This window comes from Nocardia seriolae NBRC 15557 (assembly GCF_007990715.1).
Classification (GTDB): Bacteria; Actinomycetota; Actinomycetes; order Mycobacteriales; family Mycobacteriaceae; genus Nocardia; species Nocardia seriolae.
Genome location: NZ_BJWY01000077.1, coordinates 1 through 20,304 on the forward strand (window position 1 = coordinate 1; position 20,304 = coordinate 20,304).

A 20,304-nucleotide genomic window follows, 5' to 3' on the forward strand; every position below is an offset into this window, starting at 1 on the left:
GTATTAGGACGTAAAGATGACGCTCACCCATCCCGCGTACGGTCGACTGCGGCAAGTGACTCCGTCCGCCGCCGTGGTGCTGGCCGACAATCCCAGCGGAATGACGTTGCAGGGCACCAATACCTGGCTGCTGCGCGCACCCGGCGCCACGGAATACGTTCTGGTGGACCCGGGTCCGAAGGATCGCAAGCACACCGAGGCGCTGGTCCGGGAGACCGGCGGGAACATCGCCCTCACGCTCATCACCCACAAGCACCACGACCACACCGGTGGCATCGACCATCTGGTGCAGGCCACCGGAACCCCGGTGCGCGCGAAGGCCTCCGAGTTCCTGCGCGGCGACGGCACCGCGCTGTTCGACGGTGAGGTCATCGAGGCGGCGGGGTTGCGCATCACCGTCCTGGCCACTCCCGGCCACACCGAGGACTCGCACAGCTTCCTGATCGACGGGCCGGAGGGCGAACAGGCCCTGCTCACGGGCGACACCGTGCTCGGCAGTGGTACGACCGTGCTGGAATCCTGGGACGGCGCGCTAGCCGCCTATCTGGACTCGCTGGATCGCCTGGTGGCCGTCGCGCCGGGCCGGCACCTGCTCCCGGCCCACGGCCCCGACCACGCCGACGCCGAACCGGTCATCCGCTACTACATCGCGCATCGCGAGGAGCGACTGAATCAGGTCCGCGCGGCGCTCGAGAAGCTCGGGCCCAAGGCCGGATCGCTGCGGATCGTCGCCGAGGTCTACGCGGACGTGGACAAGCGGCTGTGGCCCGCGGCCCAGAGCTCGGTCAAGGCCCAGCTGGCCTACCTGCGTTCGCGGGGATAGCAAACAGCGAAGGACCGGGCATCACCGCTACGGGGGTGATGCCCGGTCCTTTCCGTTGCTGTTGTGGCGCTTCAGCGGGCCCGGCGAGCCAGTCGCTCGGAGTCCGAGATCAGCACGCTCTTGCCCTCGAGCCGCAGCCAGCCGCGGTGCGCGAAGTCGGCCAGCGCCTTGTTCACGGTTTCGCGGGAGGCGCCGACCAGCTGGGCGATCTCCTCCTGGGTCAGGTCGTGGGTCACGCGCAGCGCGCCCGCTTCCTGGGTGCCGAAACGCTGCGCGAGCTGCAGCAGCGCCTTGGCGACGCGACCCGGGACGTCGGTGAAGATCAGGTCGGCCAGGTTGTTGTTGGTGCGGCGCAGGCGGCGGGCGAGGACCCGCAGCAGCTGCTCGGCGATCTCCGGGCGCTGGTCGATCCACGCCTTGAGGGCGTCCCGGTCCATGGTGACCGCTCTGACCTCGGTGACGGTGGTGGCCGTCGAGGTACGCGGGCCCGGGTCGAAGATCGAGAGCTCGCCGAACATATCCGACGGACCCATGATCGTCAGCAGGTTCTCGCGACCATCGGGCGAACGGCGGCCGATCTTCACCTTGCCGGAGGTGATGATGTACAACCGATCGCCGGGCTCACCCTCGTTGAAGATGACGTGGCCGCGCGGGAAGTCAACGGGCTGCAGCTGTTTGGCGAGAGCCGCCACCGCGGTGGGCTCGACGCCTTGGAAGATGCCTGCTCTGGCGAGGGCCTCGTCCACGAATGTGCTCCTTATGGGAAATGGCTCTGTCCTGGACCGAAACGACTCGGCCGACAGTGCAGTCTACTTTGCAATACCGCCGGGTAGTGATAGACACCACGCGCCGAGCTGATTCTCGGACACGCGCGGCCCAGTACGCGACACTCAGCGACGGTTTCGCGACACGCTTCCCTACGAATCTACGACACGCCGTGAGACCGGCGTCATGAAGATCGTAAAAAGTGGTCCGGAGCCGAATGCCACCGGACCACTCATTCGCAGACGGGCGCGGTTCAGCTCGCTTGCGCGACGTCCATTCCCTTGGCCGCGGGCCGGGCGCGTCGCGGACGCGCGGCGGCGGCCGGGAGCCCGAGCTTGGTCAGATCGCTGACCTCGGCGTTCGTGGCTCGATCGAGGTACTGCTGGACTTCGGGATCGGGTTCGAGGAGCTTGCGAAGCCGATTCTCGACTCGTTCCATCACCAATGCGAACAGCATCAGCGCTATCGGAAACAGCACCACGGCGAGTCCTTGCATAGGCAGCAGTAAACACGCCGAAGGTCTCAGATGGAACACGGCGGGTACTCAGCCCGGTTGTGGCACAGGGGTGGTTCCGTAAGGTGGACGCGTGCGTGTCACTGAATCCAACGCGGCCGTGAGCAGGGCAGACCCGGATAAATCGGGCGTGCTCGCAGGTGTCGACGGCGAGTCGGCGGATGGCTCGGTGTCGGGCCGGAATGACTCGGATGCGCCACGCTTTTCGCGTCCCAGCAAAGCCGATAAGCGCGCCAAGGAGACTCGAATCGGCCTGGTGCGCCGCGCCCGGCGCATGTACCGGGATATGACCGTCGAGTTCCCGGGCGCGCACTGTGAGCTGGATTTCACTACACCCCTCGAATTGGCGGTCGCCACAATTCTTTCCGCGCAGTGCACCGACGTGCGCGTCAACCTGACCACCCCGGCGCTGTTCGCGAAGTACCGCGGCGCACGCGATTACGCCGAGGCCAACCGGGCCGAGCTGGAGGAGTACATCCGCCCCACCGGCTTCTACCGCAACAAGGCGAGTTCGCTGATCGGGCTGGGGCAGGAGCTGGTCGAGCGTTTCGACGGCGAGCTGCCGGGCACCCTGGACGAGCTGGTCACCCTGCCGGGCATCGGGCGCAAGACCGCGAATGTGGTCCTCGGCAATGCCTTCGGAGTGCCGGGCATCACGGTCGACACCCACTTCGGGCGGCTGGTGCGGCGCTGGAACTGGACCGACGAAGAGGATCCGGTCAAGGTCGAGCACGCCATCGGCGAACTCATCGAGCGCCGGGACTGGACCATGCTCTCGCACCGGGTGATCTTCCACGGCCGCCGTGTCTGCCACGCCCGCAAACCGGCGTGCGGGGCCTGCTTCCTGGCGAATGACTGCCCGTCCTTCGGGGAGGGGCCGACCGATCCGACCGAGGCCGCCAAACTCGTCAAGGGCCCGGAGACCGAGCATCTGCTCGGACTGGTGGGGCTGTGAGTGCCGATACGGCGCGGGGAAATACCTGGTGGCGCTGGGCGCTGGCCGCGGTGATCGTGGCCGTGGCGGCCGCCGTCGCGCTGTGGCCGCAGTTCACCCGGCACGACTCCGCGAATACCGCCACCGGCTCGACGAGCCTCGCGCCACCCGCCGAAGCGGCTGTCCCCGAGGCGGATCGGGCCGCGGCCGCCCTCGCCGCCTGCCCGCAGCCGAGCGGTGCGCCGGTGGGTGATTCCCCCCTGCGCGGCATCACCCTGAACTGCCTGGCCGACGGCAAGCCCGTGGACCTGGTCGCGGCCCTGGCCGGCAAGCCCGCCCTGCTCAACCTGTGGGCGTACTGGTGCGGCCCGTGCGCCGAGGAACTGCCGCTGCTGCAAGAGTTCTCGCGGCAGGCCGGAAACGCGCTCACGGTGCTGACCGTGCACAGTGATCGGGGGACGGCGAAGGCGCTGTCCCGGCTCACCGATCTGGGCATTCACCTGCCCGGGGTCGAGGATCCGAATGCCAAGGTACGCACCGCCGTCGGCGCGCCCGCGGTGCTGCCGATCTCGGTGCTGTTGCGCGCCGACGGCACCGTGGCCAAAGTCGTGGTACGACCTTTCACCAGCGTCGACGACATATCCGCTACCGTCGCCGCCGAATTGGGAGTGAAAGCGTGAGACTGGACGAGTCCGCCAACGGGATTCCCGAGTGGCTGCGCGGGGTCGCCGAGCACGATCCGGCCGACCCGACGGGCGTGAACCCGGTGCTGCGGCGCACCGCCATGCGGCGCTTCGCCGCCGCCGCGGCCAGATCCCGGGAGGCGGCCGTGCTGGTGCTGTTCGGCGGCTCGTCGGTCGCGGATTCCGGTGCGCGCGGCGGGCTTCCGGCCGATGCCGACGTGCTGCTCACCCAGCGCGCCGCCACCCTGCGCCAGCACAGCGGCCAGGTGGCGTTTCCGGGCGGCGGGGTCGAGCCGCAGGACCGGGGCCCGGTCAGCACCGCGTTGCGGGAGGCCGAGGAGGAGACCGGCCTGGACCCCGCGAGCGTGGAGCCGATCGCGGTGCTGCCCAAGATCTTCGTGCCGCCCTCGCGGTTCGATGTGACGCCGGTGGTCGCCTATTGGCGCACGCCGGGCGCGGTCGGTGTGGTGAGCGAGACGGAGGCGGCGCGCGTGACGCGGGTGCCGATCGCCGAGCTCATCGATCCGGCCAACCGTTTCGTGGTGCGGCATCCGCTGGGCTATATGGGCCCGGCGTTCGCCGTGGACGGAATGCTGGTGTGGGGGTTCACCGCCGGCGTGCTCGCCGGACTGCTGGCGGTGTCGGGGTGGGAAACCGAATGGGACCATCACGACGTACGTGATCTGCAGGCCTCGCTGGCCGCGGTAGGGATGACATTATGAGCGCCTCTGGCTGGCTCGACCTGGGCATCATCATTTTGGCATTGCTGGCCGCCACCTCCGGGTGGCGGCAGGGTGCGGTCGCCTCGGCGCTGGCCTTCCTGGGCGTCATATTGGGCGCTGTCGCCGGCATTCTCATCGCGCCGCACATCCTCAAGCACCTCAGCGAGGGCCGCACCCGGGTGCTGGTCGGCGTGCTGCTGATCGTGGCGCTGGTGATCGTCGGCGAGGTCGCGGGCATGGTGCTCGGGCGCGCGGCCCGCGGCGGCATGCGCGATCCGTTCACCCGCAGCGTGGACAGCGTGGTGGGCGCGGGCCTGCAGGCGGTGGCGGTGCTGGCCACGGCGTGGCTGCTGGCGCTGCCGCTGACCAACTCCTCGCAGCCGGGTATCGCGACCGCGGTGAGCAATTCGCAGGTGCTGCGCAATGTCGATCATGTCGCGCCGGACTGGCTGCGGCGGGTGCCGACCGACTTCTCCAACCTGCTCAACACCTCCGGGCTGCCGGACGTGATCGGCCCGTTCGGGCACGTCCCGATCACCGCGGTGGAACCGCCCGACGCGGGCGTGCTGCAACTGCCGGTGGCCCAGCAACTGCAGAGCAGTGTGCTGCGCATCCGCGGCATCGCGCCCAGTTGCCAACGGCAGCTGGAGGGTTCGGGCTTCGTGGTGGCGCCCGAGCGCGTCATGACCAACGCGCACGTGGTGGCGGGCACCAACAGCGTCGGCGTGGACACCGCGCGCGGCACCCTGCCCGCGACCGTGGTGCTGTTCGACTCGTCCAAGGACGTGGCGATCCTTGCGGTGCCGGGCCTGAACACGCAGCCGCTGGAGCTGGCCCCGGCCGACGCGACCTCGGGGGAGAGCTCGATCGTGCTCGGCTACCCGGGCGGCGGCCGCTACACCGCCAGCGCGGCCCGCGTGCGTGAGACGCTGAATCTTAAGGGACCGAACATCTATCGCGACGCCGACGTCAAGCGTGAGGTGTACACGATTCGCGGACAGGTGCGGGCCGGTAACTCCGGTGGGCCGCTGGTGGACACCGACGGTCGGATCCTGGGCGTGGTGTTCGGCGCGGCGGTCACCGATGAAGACACCGGGTACGTGCTGACGCTGGACGAGGTGCGGCCGGAACTGGATGCGGCGGCGAGCAAGACGACCGCCGTCGGAACGGGCAGCTGCGTGCTGAGCTGAGCCGACACCAAAGCGGCCCCCGGCGAATCGGATTCGCCGGGGGCCGCTTTCGTGTGCTCAGGCCAGGAGTTTCGCGATCTCCGCCGTCACCGGCTCCGGATTCTCCTGGTGTGCATAGTGACCCGCGTCCGGGATGGCCACCACCCGGCGCTCGGGGGAGAACTGCTGGCCGCGGCGGATGGTGCTCGCCAGGATGTACCGGTCCTGGTCGCCGTAGAGCGCCAGCGTCGGCACCCGCACCGGTTCGCTCATGGCCGCCATGAAACGCCGGCCGTCGGGCCGCCATTGGCTGCGGAAGGCCCAGCGCTGGTATTCCAGGGCACAGTGTGCCGCGCCGGGAATCCGGATGGCGGTGCGCATGCGCCGTGCGGTGTCGGCGAATTCCGCGGTGGCCGACCAGGCTTCGCCGGCCCGTTCGCGCAGCAGCAGTTCGATCTCGATGCCGGCCTCGCGGGTGAGACGGTGTTCGGGCAGGCGGGGCAGCTGGCAGCGCAGGAAGTCCGGCAGCCAGGCCGCGCGCTGGGCCCGGTCGCGCAGCACGGCGCGCTTGAGGGCCACCGGATGCGGGGAGCTGATCAGCGCGATGGAACGCACCACGCGTGGGTGCAGCACCGCGGTCGCCCAGCAGACCAGCCCGCCCTCGGCGTGGCCGACCAGGGTGGCCTCGGTGTGCCCGAGCGCGCGGATGAGCCCGGCCACATCACCGGCCAGGGTCCAGCCGTCGTAGCCGCGCGGCGGTTTGTCGCTGTCGCCGTAGCCGCGCAGATCGACCGCCACCGTGCGGTACCCGCGGGCCGCCAGCCCGGTCAGCTGGTGCCGCCACGACCACCAGAAGTCACCGAAGCCGTGCAGCAGCACCACCAGCGGCGTATCCGGGTCGGTGTAGGCCGTTGCGCCGGGCACCGCCTCCACCACGTGGAAGCGAATGCCGTTGGCGTGCACGTCTCGATGGGCCCACGGTCCGTCGTAGCGGACTGTGGACGGATCGGGATGCGTATTCGACGACACGCCGAAGGAGCGTAATCGAAGGTCTAGGTCCGGGGCTTGCCGAGTTCGACCGTGGCGTCGATGGTGTGCTCGTCACCCACGCCGAAACCGCTGGGCAGCAGGGTCTTCGCCTCCTTCAGCGACTCGATGGTCTTCTCCGGGGCGCGCAGCTTGCGCACCTTCAGATAGCCGAGTAGCGCGAAGGCCGCCACCGCCGCGATCATCAGCAGGAACACCACCAGGAAGGCGGCCCAGCGGTACAGCCAGACGTCGAGCAGTTCGGCGAGGAAGAAGAAAAAGAAGAAGGAGCTGAACAGCAGGCTGGTCAGCGCCAGGATGAAGTAGACGCTGCCCTGCAGGCCCTTCTTGATCTCACCGGTCACCTCGGCCTTGGCGAGCTCCACCTCGGCCCGCACCAGCGTCGACATCTGCTCGGTCGCGTCGCGGACCAAGGTGCCGAAGGTGGCCGACTGGTGGGCGTCGACATCGGACAACGGAATCGAGGTGACGGTGCGGGTGCGGTTCCCGTCGTAGCCGTTACCGCCCTGTGTGAAGCTCAATTGCTCGACCCTTCTCCATGTCCCGGTAGTACTGTCCGGTGTCACTCTTGACTTTGCAGTGCTCGCTCGTCACGTCGTGCCTGGTGAGCACGGCCACGACGCAACAGTAGCGCCGAACCCGCCAGGGAAGCCGCCAAAGACGTGAGCAACACCGCCGCTTTTGCGAGTTCTGCCTCGCTGCCGTCCCCGACGTCTTCCAGTGCCAGTTCTGCCACCAAGAGGCTAACGGTGAAGCCGATCGCGCCCAGTACCGACAGGGCGAACATGTCCCGATAACCGAGATCACCGGGTCGTTCGGCAATGCCCAACCGCACCGCGAGCCAACTGGATCCGAAGATGCCGACCGTCTTGCCGACCAGCAGGCCCGCGATGACGGCCAGCGCGAGGCGGTCGGTGAACAGCTTGGAGAGGACGTTCGAATCCAGGGGTACGCCCGAGGCGAACAGCGCGAACAGCGGCACGCAGATGGCCGCGGAGATGGGCTGGAAGAAGTGCTCGAGCCGGGCGGCGGGGACGCAGTGCTCGTCCTCGTCCTGGTCGGGCCGGACGCGGGTCAGCAGGCCGCAGGCCACACCCGCCAGGGTCGCGTGAATTCCGGCCTCGTGCAGGGCATACCAGGACACCAGGCCCAGCGGCACATAGATGAACGGGCTGCCGAGCCGGAATTTCTGGGCCAGCGCCCACCCGGCGAAGCACGCCACGGCGATCAGCAGCCACAGCATCTTCAGCGTGGTGGTGAACAGCACCGCGATCAGGATGATGGCGATCAGGTCGTCCACCACGGCCAGGCTGAGCAGGAAGACCCGGGCGCCGGCCGGGATCCGCGAGCCGGTCATGGCCAGCACGGCCAGCGCGAAGGCGATATCGGTGGCGACCGGAATGGCCCAGCCGCGGTCCATGCCCGGCGCGCCCCAGCCGACGGCGGTGGCGATGAGCGCGGGCAGCACCACGCCGCCGATGGCGGCCACGATGGGCAGGGTGGCGCGTTTGCGGTCGGCGAGTTCGCCGACCACCAGTTCGCGTTTGAGCTCGAGCCCGGCCACGAAGAAGAAGATGGCGAGCAGGCCGTCCTGGGTCCATTCGGCGAGCGTGAGATCCAGGTGCAGGGCGGGAATCGCGAGCTTGGTGTCGACCATGGTCTGGTAGCTCGCTCCCCACGGGGAGTTGACCCAGATGAGCGCGCTCGCCGCGGCGATGAGAAGCAGTGCGCCGCCAAAGGTTTCGGTTCTCAGGTAGCGCGCTAGCTCGGAACGGACCTGGACGATCACGGTGCACCTTTCGGTCGGGTCGGCGAGAAAGCGGCGTGCGACACCACTCCAGGGACCGACGGCACAACCGCATGCCGACCAGACTTCCCGGCACGCCTTTTTGCGCAATTCTAACGGTTTGCCCGGAACTTCTTGACCACCCGGTACGCGACGAGGCCCCGCGACCAGTGGTCACGGGGCCTCGCCGATGGTCTGTCCGCTTACGCCTTACCGGCCCGGATGGCCTCGAAAACGTTGGGGTCCACCAGAGTTGAGGTATCGCCCAGTTCGCGGCCCTCGGCCACGTCGCGCAGCAGGCGGCGCATGATCTTGCCCGAGCGTGTCTTCGGCAACTCCGGCACCACGTGGATCTCGCGCGGGCGGGCAATGGGGGAGATCTCACGGGAGACCTCGGCCTTGAGCTCGGCCACCAGATCGACCCCGGTGTCCTTGGCCTCGGCGGTGAGGATCACGAACGCCACGATGCCCTGACCGGTGGTGTCGTCCGACGCGCCGACCACGGCGGCCTCGGCCACACCCGAGTGCCCGACCAGCGCCGACTCCACCTCGGCGGTCGAGATGCGGTGGCCCGACACGTTCATCACGTCATCGACGCGACCCAGCACCCACAGGTCGCCCTCCTTGTCGAGCTTGGCGCCGTCGCCGGCGAAGTACCAGCCCTTCTCGGCGTAGCGGGACCAGTAGGTGTCGCGGTAGCGCTCGTTGTCGCCCCAGATGCCGCGCAGCATGGACGGCCAGGGCTGGTCGAGCACCAGGTATCCGTTGGCCTCAGTCTCGCCCAGCTCGACCGGATTGCCGTCCTCATCAACGACTTTCGACGAGATGCCGGGCAGCGGGGTCATGGCCGCGCCCGGCTTGGCCGCGGTGACGCCGGGCAACGGCGAGATCATGATGGCGCCGGTCTCGGTCTGCCACCAGGTATCCACGATGGGAGTCTTGTTGCCGCCCACCACATCCCGGTACCAGCGCCAGGCCTCGGGGTTGATCGGCTCGCCGACCGAACCCAGCAGCCGCAGGCTCGACAGGTCGTGCGCCTCCGGAATCTCGCGGCCCCACTTCATGAAGGTGCGGACCAGCGTCGGCGCCGTGTAATAGATGGTGACGCCGTACTTTTCGATGATCTGCCAGTGGCGGTGTTCGTCGGGGAAGTTGGGGGTGCCCTCGTAGACGACTTCGGTGGCTCCATTGGCCAGCGGGCCGTACACGATGTAGCTGTGCCCGGTCACCCAGCCGATGTCGGCGGTGCACCAGTACACGTCCTGACCGGGCTGGTGGTCGAACACGTAGTGGTGGGTGTAGGCGGCCTGGGTCAGGTAGCCGCCGGTGGTGTGCAGGATGCCCTTGGGTTTCCCGGTAGTGCCGGAGGTGTAGAGGATGAACAGCGGGTGCTCGGCGTCGAAGGCCTGCGCCTCGTGCTCGGGGGAGGCCAGGGAGACGGTCTCGTCCCACCACAGGTCGCGGCCCTCGGTCATGGGGGTGTCGATGCCGGTGCGGCGCACCACGAGGACGTGCTCGACCGTGCTCGGTCCGTCGAAGGCCAGCGCCTCGTCGACCGCGTACTTGAGCGGTGCCGCGTCGCCACTGGCCGTCGGTGGTGATGACCAGCTTGGTCTCGGCGTCGTCGACGCGCTGGCGCAGGGCGCTGGGGGAGAAGCCCGCGAACACCACGGAGTGGGTCAGGCCCAGGCGGGCGCAGGCGAGCATGGCCACGATGGCCTCGGGGACCATGGGCATGTAGATGGCGACGCGGTCACCGGCCACCAGGCCCAGACCGGTCAGGTAGTTGGCGGCGCGCGAGACCTCGGCCAGCAGTTCGGCATAGGTGATGGCGCGGGAATCGCCCGGCTCGCCCTCCCAATGGATGGCGACCTGCTCGCCGCGCCCGTCCAGCACGTGCCGGTCCACACAGTTGTAGGCGACATTCAGCTTGCCGTCCGCGAACCACTTGGCGAAGGGCGCGTCACTCCAGTCCAGGACCTGGGTGAAGGGCTGATGCCAGTGCAGCCGCTTCGCCTGTTCGGCCCAGAACCCATCGCGATCGGCGGCGGCTCGGTCGTAGAGAGAGGCATCGCCATTGGCTGCGGCCGCGAACTCAGTGCTGGGCGGATACACGTCCAGGTGGTCGGCAGAGGGTTCCGTGGTCATCTCGTCTCTTCTTCTCTCGCATGCAGGCCGCGCGGGGTGACGGCGGCCACGTTCGACCCTAACCGACTGGGATCTGCGTCGTGTTCAGCCGTCTCGATCGGTGGGGCGGTCGAGGTCAACCTGTCAGAGCCGGTGTGACCGAATCATGAACGCGGGTTCCCCGCCGCTGTGCACTGTGTCACGTAGAGTGCCCGTTCCGAATGACAGATGTTGCCGGATTGCTAACAAGCCGAACAATCCGGTTTCGATCCGCTGACAACACCGACCGAGATGGTTAGTGTCCGATTCACCCAAAGGCGATTGGTCATAACCACTGGCGACCCCGGCGGCTGTGGCCTTCCCTTTCACACTTCCTCGAACCGGGAGAGAAGCGTTGAGAATCAAGACGTTTACCGCACTCGCGGCGGCCGCCGTCCTGGCGTCCGGGCTCGCATTGACGGGCTGTTCATCCAGCGGCGGCGACAACACCGACCTCGTGACGGTCAATGGCGGTGAGCCGCAACGACCCCTGGTGCCCACCGACGTCAACGAGAACATGGGCGGCCGCGTCACCGACCGGCTCTGGGCCGGACTCAAGTACTACGACGTGAACGGCACGGCCCGCAACGAGGTCGCGCAGTCCATCGAATCGACCGACCGGCAGCACTACAAGATCACCCTCAAGGACTGGAAGTTCACCGACGGCACGCCGGTGACCGCCAAGTCCTTCGTCGACGCCTGGAACTACGGCGCCCTGTCCACCAACGGCCAATTGCAGAACTGGGCCTTCGAGGGCATCGCGGGCTACGACGAGGTCGAGGCGAATCCGCCCAAGGCGCAGACCATGTCCGGGCTGAAGGTCATCGACGACAAGACCTTCACCGTCGACCTGACCAGCCCGTCGATCGATTTCGAGCTGAAACTCGGCTTCGCGCCGTTCTATCCGATGCCGGACGCCTTCTTCAAGAACACCAAGGACTTCGGGCAGAACCCGATCGGCAACGGCCCCTACAAGTTCTCGACCTGGCAGCACAACGTGAAGATCGAAGTGCTGCCCAACCCGGACTATCATGGCGGCCGCCCGGCCAAGAACAAGGGCCTGCGCTTCGTGATGTACCAGTCCTACGACACCGCCTACGCGGATCTGCTGCAGGGCAACCTGGATGCGCTCGACATCATCCCGGACACCGCGCTCGCCACCTACGAGAAGGACCTGGGCGACCGGGCCATCCACAAGCCCATCGCCTACAGCCAGCACATCGGCATCCAGCCGACGGTCGCGCACTTCGCCGGTGAGGAGGGCGTGCTGCGCCGCAAGGCCATCTCCATGGCCATCAACCGGGAGCAGATCGCGCAGAACATCTTCCACGGCACCCGAGTGCCCTGCCAGGACTTCACCGCGTTCACGCTGCCCGGCTTCCGCAAGGACCTGCCCGGCTCCGAGGTGCTGAAGTTCAACCCGGACGAGGCGAAAAAGCTGTGGGCCCAGGCGAATGCCATCTCGCCGTGGTCGGGCACCTACCAGATCGCCTACAACGCCGACGGCGGCCACCAGGCGTGGGTCGAGGCGGTGGCCAACAGCGTCAAGAACACCCTGGGCATCGATTCGGTCGGCGTGCCGTACCCGACGTTCAAGAACATTCGTGACGAGATCACCAACAAGACCGTCGGCAAGGCGTTCCGCTACGGCTGGCAGGGCGACTACCCGTCCATGTTCGAGTTCCTGACCTCGCAGTACCTCACCGGATCCGGTACCAATAACGTCCAGTACGCCAACCCGGAATTCGACAAGCTGCTCGGCCGGGCCCAGGCCGCCCCCACCCCCGAGGCCGCCTACGACATCCTCGCTCAGGCACAGCAACTGCTGTTCAAGGACATGGCCGATATCCCGATCTTCGACTACAACGTCGCGGCCGGGCGCTCGGACAAGGTGAAGGCCCAGGTGTCCTGGTCGGGTCTGTTCGACTTCGAGAACATCGAGAAGTAGCCGCCGCCGGTCGTGCGGCGGACCATGTGCGCCGCCGCACGGCCCCTCTCGGAGTGGAGTGTGAACCATGGCTTGGTATGTCGTGCGGCGGTTGCTCCAGATGATTCCGGTCTTCCTCGGAGCGACGCTGCTCATTTACGCGATGGTGTTCCTGATTCCGGGCGACCCGGTACAGGCGCTGGCCGGTGACCGGCAGATGACACCCGCGGTCGAGGCGACGCTCAAGGCGCGCTACCACCTCGACCAACCCTTCTACATCCAGTACCTCGAATACCTGAAAGGCATTGTCACCCTTGATTTCGGCACCTCGTTCTCCGGGCGGCCGGTGCGCGAGGAGCTGGCCCGGGCCTTCCCGATCACCTTCCGGCTGGCCGTCATGGCGGTCTGCATCGAGTTCTTCTTCGGTGTCGTCTTCGGCCTGATCGCCGGATTGCGCAAGGGCAAGCTGTTCGATTCGACCATGCTGGTGCTGAGCCTGGTCATCATCGCCGTGCCGATCTTCGTGGTCGGCTTCCTGGCCCAGTACCTGCTCGGCATCAAATGGGGCATCGCGCCGGTCACCGTCGGCGCCAAGGCGAGCTTCGGCGATCTGCTGGTGCCGGCCTTCGTGCTCGGGTCGCTGTCCTTCGCCTACGTGCTGCGGCTGACGCGAAACGCGGTGGCGGAGAACATGACCGCCGACTACGTGCGCACCGCGACCGCCAAGGGCCTGAGTCGGCGGCGGGTCATCGTGGTGCACATTCTGCGCAACTCGCTGATCCCGGTGATCACCTTCGTCGGCACCGATCTGGGCTTCCTCATGGGCGGCGCGGTCGTCACCGAGGGCATCTTCAACATCCCCGGCGTCGGCGGCACGCTGTACCAGGCGATCACGCGCGGCGAGCCGCCCACGGTGGTGGCCTTCGTGACCGTGCTCATCGTGATCCTGCTGCTGACCAATCTGATCGTCGATCTGCTCTATGCCGCACTCGACCCGAGGATCCGCTATGCCTGAACCGCAGACCGATGTCCGGGAAGCCCCTGAAATCCGGCCTGGGCAAGAGCATTTCGTGGCGCCGCCGGACGAGGTGGAGGTGCTCGCGACCGACCGGGTGAACGAGGCAGCCGCCCCGACCAGCGTATGGCGCGAGGCCTGGCAGCAGCTGCGGCGCAATCCGATCTTCATCGTGGCGGCGCTGCTGATCCTGTTCATCCTGCTGGTCGCGATCTGGCCGCAGCTGTTCAGCGGCCAGGATCCGCGTTATTGCAGTGGCGATTTCAGCATGCATCCGCCGTCGTCGGGCCATCCGTTCGGCTTCGACAAGCAGGGCTGCGACATCTACACCAGGACCGTGTACGGTGCGCGGGCCTCGGTGCAGACCGGGCTCGGCGCGACCGTGCTGTTCGTGCTGATCGGCGGCACCCTCGGGGCGTTCGCCGGGTACTACGGCGGGTTGCTGGACGCGGTGGTGTCGCGCATCGCGGAGATCTTCTACGCGCTGCCCCTGACCCTGGCCGCGATCGTGCTCATGCAGCTGCTGCACACCCGCACGGTGTGGACGGTCATGGTGACACTGGCCTCCTTCAGCTGGCCGCAGGCCGCCCGCATCGCCCGCGGCGCGGTGATCCAGTCGCGCAACAGCGAATACGTCACGGCGGCAAAGGCATTGGGCGTCTCCAGATTCCGGACCCTGATCCGGCACGTGCTGCCCAACTCGACCGGCCCGCTGATCGTGGTCAGCACCATCTCGCTGGGCGTCTTCATCGTCACCGAGGCGACGCTGTCCTACCTCGGCGTCGGGCTCTCCCGCCAGATCGTCTCGTGGGGTTCGGATATCGCGGCCGACCAGAAGGAGATCCGCACCTCTGCCATCCTGTTCTATCCCGCGACCGCCCTGGCGCTCACGGTGCTCAGCTTCATCATGCTCGGCGACGCCGTGCGCGACGCCCTGGATCCCAAGGCCAGGAAGAGGTGAGGACATGACCGAACCACTGCTCGACGTCCGCGACCTGAACGTGTGTTTCACCTCCGAGGGCAAGCGGATCCCGGCGGTGCGCGGGGTGAATCTGACGGTGTACCCGGGGCAGACCGTCGCCATTGTCGGCGAATCCGGTTCCGGCAAGTCGACGACCGCGCACGCCATCATCGACCTGCTGCCCGGCACCGGCCAGATCACCTCCGGGTCAATCGCTTTCGGCGGCAAGGACCTGGCCAAGGCGTCCAAGCACGAGATCGTCAAGGTGCGCGGCAAGGGCATCGGATTCGTGCCGCAGGACCCCACGTCGAATCTGAATCCGGTGTGGAAGATCGGCTTCCAGATGCGGGAAACCCTGGAGGCCAATGGCATCGCCAAGGGCAAGGCGGCGCGGCAGCGGGCCGTCGAACTGCTCACCGAGGCGGGCATGCCCGACGCGCAGCGCCGTGTCAACCAGTATCCGCACGAGTTCTCCGGCGGCATGCGCCAGCGCGCGCTGATCGCCATGGGCCTCTCGTGCCGGCCCCAACTGCTCATCGCCGACGAGCCGACCTCGGCCCTCGACGTCACCGTGCAGCGTCAGATCCTCGACCATCTCGACGGGCTCACCGCCGAACTCGGCACCGCGGTCCTGCTCATCACCCACGACCTGGGCCTCGCGGCCGAGCGGGCCGAGCATCTGGTGGTCATGTATCGGGGCCGGGTGGTGGAATCCGGTCCGGCACTGCAGATTCTGCGGGAACCACAGCATCTGTACACCAAGAAGCTGGTGAACTCCGCGCCCTCACTGGCGTCGCAGCGGCTGTCCTCGGTGGCCGAGCGCGCCGAAGTGCGCGCGCAGGCCGTCCAGGTGGCCGGGCAGCTGACCGAGACCGATGCCGAATTCTCCAGCGCCCCGGACAGTGTGATGGTTGTCGAGGGGCTCACCAAGCGGTTCCGCATCCGCGGCAATGCGCCCTGGAAATCCTCCGAACTCGTTGCCGTGGACGATGTCTCGTTCACCCTGTGCCGCGGGACCACCAAGGCCATCGTCGGGGAATCGGGCTCCGGGAAATCGACCGTGGCCCAGATGGTCCTGGGGCTGCTGCCACCCACCTCCGGCCATGTCACCTTCGACGGTCGCGATGTGGCCACCCTGGATGCCAAGGGCGCGTTTGCCTTCCGACGCCGCGTACAGCCGGTCTTCCAGGACCCCTACGGCTCCCTGGACCCGATGTACTCCATCTACCGCACCATCGAGGAGCCATTGCGCACCCACGGCATCTTTTCGCAAAAGGAACGGGAGGCCGCTATCCGAGATCTGCTGGACAAGGTCTCGCTCCCGGCAACGGTCATGCGGCGCTACCCCAACGAGCTCTCCGGTGGTCAGCGTCAGCGCGTCGCCATCGCCCGCGCCCTGGCGCTGTCCCCGGAGGTGGTGGTCTGCGACGAGGCCGTCTCGGCCCTCGACGTGCTGGTCCCGGCGCAGATCCTGCAGCTGCTCAACGAGCTCCAGGCCGAGCTTGGCCTGACCTACCTGTTCATCACCCACGACCTGGCCGTGGTCCGTCAGATCGCCGACGACGTCCTGGTCATGCAGCAGGGCAAGGTCGTCGAGGCGGCTTCCACCACCGAGGTCTTCGACAATCCGCGATCCGACTACACCCGACGACTCCTGGAGGCCATCCCGGGCCGTGACCTGCTGGTCGGCTGATTCACCCGGCGGGTCGGCGGCTAGCCTTCTACCTCGTGACCGACCCGCTGCAGCCCCTCGTCGACCTGCCCGGCGTGCGCGATGCCGCCGACAAGGCCCGTGACGCCCTCGCCGAGGTGCACCGCCACCGGGCGAACCGCCGCGGCTGGCCCACCACGGCCGCCGAGGCGGCCGTCCGCGCGGCTCGCTCGTCGGCGGCCATCGAGGGCGGCACCATCGACCTGCCCGCTGACGGTCGCGTCGAGGACCCGATCCTCGCGGGCTCGCTGCGCGTCGGACAGGCCCTCGACGCCGAGGCCCTCACCAACCTGGTCGGGGTCTGGCAGCGCGCCCCTTTGCAGGCCCTCGCGCGCCTGCACCTGCTGGCGGCCGCCGACATGGTCGACGACCAGCAGCAGCTGGGTCGCCCCCGCAATGTCCCCGGTGTCGCCGAACGCCTGGATCTGCTGGCCCAAACCATCACCACCACAAAGGCTCCCGCCCCGGTGATCGCGGCCGTCGTGCACGGCGAACTGCTGTCCCTGCGCCCCTTCGGCACCGCCGACGGCATCGTGGCCCGCGCCGCCTCGCGACTGGTTTCGGTGTCGAGTGGCCTGGACCCGCACAGCCTGGGCGTCCCGGAGGTCTTCTGGCTGCGCCGCCGGCCGGCGTATCTGGACGCCGCGGCGGCGTTCGGAATGGGCACCGCCGAGGGTGTCGGCGGCTGGGTGATATTCACCTGCGGCGCGCTCGAGGACGGTGCGCGCGAGGCCCGCTCGATCGCGGATTCGGCCTCCGGGTAAAGGCCCCTGAAACGGAAACCCGTTGTGCGCCAGGGTTCCTCGAAGGGTCCTCGCACATCAGAGCGGGCGGCGTTGTCGCTGAATTGCGACCTCACCGCCCGCTAGCACGGACCACCTGGTTACCAAGCGTGCTTCTCGGGTTGTGTGTTTTCGGCCTCGGCGAGCTCTCCAGGATCCGGTGGTTCATCCCCGCGATTATGCGAGGCCCTCGCCGTCGATATCCCGGATAACGCAGGCCCACAACCATTCGTGCCCTTGTCGCGGCGTGCTCCGCGTGGGTGCCTGGTGTCCGTGCTGGGAAGGGTGGGATGGGAGGTCGAATCTTCTCTTCCGATCCGATCTTGGCCTTCCGTCCTTCCGTGCATCCATTGTTACCCCGTGACCGCCGTCACATCAAGACCTGGGGAAACATTCGAATACTCGGCGTGTTCGGGTGTTTTTGCGTCCGGGCGTTTCTGTTATCTCTCTTATCGCCGCCGGCGCAGCAGTCGGTAGGTGAGTGCCCCGGCGGCCAGTGCCCCCAGGCTGACCGCGGCCGTGGCGGCCACCGTGGTGGTGGTCGGGGCCGGGATCCGGGCCCACAGCGACACCGGGTTCGAGAAGGTGAGCACGGGCCAGCCGCGCGCGGTGGCCTCCCGCCGCAGTCCGCGGTCCGGGTTCACCGCCGTGGGGTGGCCGACCACCTCGAGCATCGGCAGATCGGTGACCGAGTCGGAGTAGGCGTAACAGCGCGCGAGATCGTAATCATATTGCGCGGCAAGCTTTTCGATCGCCTCGACCTTGCCCTTGCCATAGCAGTAGAACTCGACTTCGCCCGCGTACTTACCGTTTTCGATGACCATGCGGGTGGCGGCGAAGTGATCAGCGCCCAGCGCCGCGGCGATCGGCGCGACCATCTCCTCGCCCGAGGCCGACACGATTATCACATCGTGGCCCCGAATCCGGTGGTCCGCAATGAGATCCGCGGCCTCGGCGTAGATGAGCGGATCCACGATGTCGTGCAACGTCTCGGCGACGATCGAGCGCACCTGATCGACATCCCAGCCCGCGCACATCTTGGTGAGGTGCTCGCGCATGCGCTCCATCTGATCGTGGTCGGCGCCCGATAGCAGGAACAGGAAGTGCGCGTAACTGCTCTCCAGCACGGCACGGCGGCTGAGCAGGCCCTGGTCCAGGAACGGCTTCGAGAACACGAAGGCGCTCGACCGGGCGATCACCGTCTTGTCGAGATCGAAGAAGGCGGCGACTCGTCCGCGTTCGGCTGTCACGCGTCCAGGATATGGTTCGGCGGCGCGTCGCGGGCATCTCGGTCGCGGTGGGGTTGGTCTCGCGAGGTACCTGGGCTTTTCATGCGGTGCGGCGACCGGGGTGGCGGCCATCACTTCCGGGGTGGGGATTGTCCGGGTTAGCCAGTCGGAAGCCGGGCCGTCGGGGCGGGAAAAAGACTCGCCGGGCGGACTTGCAATCCGGCCGGGGCTTGGGTGTAGTATCGCAGTTACCTGGACATGGTCCAGGCGCGTTCAGCCCGACCCCCCCGGGGCTGAACCCGACGGCCCCAGCCTCCTCCCCCCCGGCTGGGGCCGTCCTCTATTTCCGGACAGTTCCGAATCCGTTCCGCCGAGCCGAGTTCTGCACAGGCCGCGTGTTATCCACACTCGCCGTGGAGGCGCTTTCGCCGATCTTCCAATCGAGCGACGCTGACCAGCATGAACTCCGACGCCGCCACCCCGCCCGCCCTGTCGCTGGTCGCCGATCCCCGGCTGCGCGACGAGATCCGCCGCATTGCCGCCGCCGCGGACCGCCCCCTCGACGAGCGCGAGCCGCCCCCGGGCCGCCATGCCTGGGCCACCGCGTCCGCGATCATCCTCGATACCGCCGCCGCGCTTAGCTGCACATCCGCCGGACACCTGCGTCGCGCCGGAATCCTCCTGGTAACCGACGGCGAGCCGAGTTTGCTCGACTGGCAGAGCGCCACTCGCGTCGGCGCCGAACACGTCCTGTCCCTCCCCGCCGACGCCGACGCGCTGATCGCCGCATTCGCCGCTCACGACGGCCGCCGCCCCGGCGACGGCGCGGTGCTCGCGGTGGCCGGAGCGGGCGCCGGGGCCGGTGCCTCGGTGCTCGCGGCGGCCGTGGGCCTCACCGCCGCGGGCCGTTTCCGCGACCACACCCTGCTGGTCGACTGCGCCCCGTACGGCGGCGGTCTCGACCTGCTTCTCGGCCTCGAGTCGGCGCCGGGTCTGCGCTGGACCGACCTCACCATCGAACACGGGCGGGTTTCCGCCCCCGCCCTGCATGCGGCCCTGCCGGTCGCCTCGGGTCTTGCCGTTCTCTCCTGCGGAAGGGGAACTTCCGCAACCGAATTCGGGAGTGCGTTGCCGCGTCCGGTCGGCCCGGCGGTCATCTGCGCCGACGGTTGGAATGGGATGCCTTCGCTCACAGCGGGACTCGGCGAGGCGGTACCGGATCCGGATCTCGCCCGCACGGCAGGCCGGCGGGACTCGGCCGACGAGTCCGGCGCGCGGTCGGCAGCCGAGGCGTACCCCCGGATCGATCGCGGCCGGGTGGCCGCCGTGCTCGAAAACGAGCTTCCCGCAGTCGTACCGGGCGTCACGGGCCGCCCCGCGGTACTCGCGCCGGGGGCCGTGCGCGCAGTGCTCGAGGGTGGGCGCGCCGCCGGTGATCTGGTGGTCGCCGATCTGTCCAGCGATCACGGGCCGCATACGGATCAGGTGCTCGATTCGGCCGATCTGGTGGTGCTGGTGACGCAGGCGCGGTTGCGTTCGATAGCCGCCGCGCAGGTCACCGCCGCCTATCTCAGCGCCCGGAACCCGAATGTGCGTGTGGTCGTCCGCGGTCCGGCCCCCAGTGGCTGCTCGCCCGGCGACATCGCCGAGATGTTGAGGCTGCCGCTGCTGACCGGCGTGCCCTCCCAGCCCGGGCTGGCCGAACGCCTGGAGCGGGGTGGGCTGACCGTGCGTCGCCGCGGCCCACTGCGCACCGCCGCCGAAACCTGTTTAACGGCACTGTTTTCCGAGTATCCGGCGCCGCACCGGTCGGTCGGCCGCGTGGGTCCCTCCTGGTGGCGCCGTGCCGGTTCACGGGACTCGTGCGGTGGCGCGGCGCGGCCGGAATCCGCCGGGGCGGGGAAATGAGGGCGTCGCGGGTCCGGTGGCGTCGTGGGCCGATCACGAGTGCCGCGATTGTCGTCGGTGTCTGGCCGGACGTGCGGCGTTCGCGATCGGAGCGGTTGCGGCGCGGGTACTTCCGAGTGGCCTCGGGCGGGGCATGCCGGTGGTTCGTCTTCGGTGCGGAGG

17 protein-coding genes and 1 pseudogene are annotated in these 20,304 nt (G+C 68.2%); 11 read left to right on the forward strand and 7 right to left on the reverse strand.

Annotated features, from left to right (window positions below; genetic code table 11):
• Positions 1–16 precede the first annotated feature (16 nt).
• Positions 17–823 (forward strand): MBL fold metallo-hydrolase, encoded by an 807-nt coding sequence (locus NS2_RS22265; protein WP_033089360.1) that lies wholly within the window; start codon positions 17–19, stop codon positions 821–823.
• A gap of 71 nt (positions 824–894) precedes the next feature.
• On the opposite strand, the gene NS2_RS22270 is transcribed toward NS2_RS22265, so the two are convergent.
• The gene (locus tag NS2_RS22270; RefSeq protein ID WP_019044571.1) at positions 895–1,569 is read right to left on the reverse strand and encodes a Crp/Fnr family transcriptional regulator; all 675 of its coding nucleotides are present in this window, start codon (positions 1,567–1,569) and stop codon (positions 895–897) included.
• Between the two features lie 272 nt (positions 1,570–1,841).
• Positions 1,842–2,084 carry a hypothetical protein gene (locus tag NS2_RS22275; protein ID WP_033089361.1) on the reverse strand — a complete coding sequence of 81 codons (243 nt, stop codon included), beginning with the start codon at positions 2,082–2,084 and terminating at the stop codon, positions 1,842–1,844.
• A gap of 292 nt (positions 2,085–2,376) precedes the next feature.
• Between NS2_RS22275 and nth the strand changes: the two genes are divergently transcribed.
• From nth to NS2_RS22295, 4 genes are read left to right on the forward strand one after another with little or no spacing between them, the layout of a single operon-like run.
• Positions 2,377–3,057, forward strand: a complete 681-nt coding sequence (gene nth / locus NS2_RS22280) for an endonuclease III (protein ID WP_081986110.1) — start codon at positions 2,377–2,379, stop codon at positions 3,055–3,057.
• Positions 3,054–3,716 carry a TlpA family protein disulfide reductase gene (locus NS2_RS22285; RefSeq protein ID WP_045438521.1) on the forward strand — a complete coding sequence of 221 codons (663 nt, stop codon included), beginning with the start codon at positions 3,054–3,056 and terminating at the stop codon, positions 3,714–3,716. The genes nth and NS2_RS22285 overlap by 4 nt, the downstream gene beginning before the upstream one ends.
• Entirely contained in the window at positions 3,713–4,441 is a 729-nt protein-coding gene (locus NS2_RS22290; protein WP_370737306.1) for an NUDIX hydrolase, read from the forward strand. The genes NS2_RS22285 and NS2_RS22290 overlap by 4 nt, the downstream gene beginning before the upstream one ends.
• Positions 4,438–5,631, forward strand: coding sequence for a MarP family serine protease (locus NS2_RS22295; protein ID WP_033089362.1), 1,194 nt, complete (start codon positions 4,438–4,440; stop codon positions 5,629–5,631). The genes NS2_RS22290 and NS2_RS22295 overlap by 4 nt, the downstream gene beginning before the upstream one ends.
• Positions 5,632–5,688: 57 nt before the next feature.
• On the opposite strand, the gene NS2_RS22300 is transcribed toward NS2_RS22295, so the two are convergent.
• From NS2_RS22300 to acs, 4 genes and pseudogenes are all read right to left on the reverse strand, one after another.
• On the reverse strand, positions 5,689–6,639 hold the full coding sequence (locus NS2_RS22300; protein ID WP_033089363.1) for an alpha/beta fold hydrolase: 951 nt from the start codon (positions 6,637–6,639) through the stop codon (positions 5,689–5,691).
• A 23-nt stretch (positions 6,640–6,662) separates the two neighbouring features.
• Positions 6,663–7,178 carry a phage holin family protein gene (locus NS2_RS22305; protein WP_045438518.1) on the reverse strand — a complete coding sequence of 172 codons (516 nt, stop codon included), beginning with the start codon at positions 7,176–7,178 and terminating at the stop codon, positions 6,663–6,665.
• A 41-nt stretch (positions 7,179–7,219) separates the two neighbouring features.
• Complete coding sequence (nhaA, locus tag NS2_RS22310; protein WP_033089364.1) at positions 7,220–8,446, reverse strand: Na+/H+ antiporter NhaA; 1,227 nt, start codon at positions 8,444–8,446, stop codon at positions 7,220–7,222.
• A gap of 200 nt (positions 8,447–8,646) precedes the next feature.
• Positions 8,647–10,591, reverse strand: a pseudogene (gene acs / locus NS2_RS22315) (acetate--CoA ligase).
• A 373-nt stretch (positions 10,592–10,964) separates the two neighbouring features.
• Between acs and NS2_RS22320 the strand changes: the two are divergent.
• The 5 genes from NS2_RS22320 (at position 10,965) to NS2_RS22340 (ending at position 16,987) form a co-directional block, all read left to right on the forward strand.
• Positions 10,965–12,557 carry a peptide ABC transporter substrate-binding protein gene (locus NS2_RS22320; RefSeq protein WP_228102591.1) on the forward strand — a complete coding sequence of 531 codons (1,593 nt, stop codon included), beginning with the start codon at positions 10,965–10,967 and terminating at the stop codon, positions 12,555–12,557.
• Between the two features lie 67 nt (positions 12,558–12,624).
• The gene (locus NS2_RS22325; protein WP_033089365.1) at positions 12,625–13,551 is read left to right on the forward strand and encodes an ABC transporter permease; all 927 of its coding nucleotides are present in this window, start codon (positions 12,625–12,627) and stop codon (positions 13,549–13,551) included.
• Positions 13,544–14,512 carry an ABC transporter permease gene (locus NS2_RS22330; RefSeq protein ID WP_036547666.1) on the forward strand — a complete coding sequence of 323 codons (969 nt, stop codon included), beginning with the start codon at positions 13,544–13,546 and terminating at the stop codon, positions 14,510–14,512. Before NS2_RS22325 ends, NS2_RS22330 begins: the two co-directional genes overlap by 8 nt.
• A 4-nt stretch (positions 14,513–14,516) precedes the next feature.
• Complete coding sequence (locus NS2_RS22335) at positions 14,517–16,205, forward strand: dipeptide ABC transporter ATP-binding protein (protein WP_147207274.1); 1,689 nt, start codon at positions 14,517–14,519, stop codon at positions 16,203–16,205.
• A 35-nt stretch (positions 16,206–16,240) separates the two neighbouring features.
• The gene (locus tag NS2_RS22340) at positions 16,241–16,987 is read left to right on the forward strand and encodes a Fic family protein (protein WP_033089368.1); all 747 of its coding nucleotides are present in this window, start codon (positions 16,241–16,243) and stop codon (positions 16,985–16,987) included.
• Between the two features lie 467 nt (positions 16,988–17,454).
• Here NS2_RS22340 and NS2_RS22345 read toward each other — a convergent pair whose 3' ends face one another.
• The gene (locus NS2_RS22345; RefSeq protein ID WP_062614356.1) at positions 17,455–18,255 is read right to left on the reverse strand and encodes an HAD family hydrolase; all 801 of its coding nucleotides are present in this window, start codon (positions 18,253–18,255) and stop codon (positions 17,455–17,457) included.
• Between the two features lie 438 nt (positions 18,256–18,693).
• On the opposite strand from NS2_RS22345, the gene ssd reads away from it, so the two are divergent.
• Positions 18,694–20,142: a septum site-determining protein Ssd gene (gene ssd, locus NS2_RS37730; protein WP_261772303.1), complete on the forward strand. Its 1,449-nt coding sequence runs from the start codon at positions 18,694–18,696 to the stop codon at positions 20,140–20,142.
• The last annotated feature ends 162 nt before the right edge of the window (positions 20,143–20,304 follow it).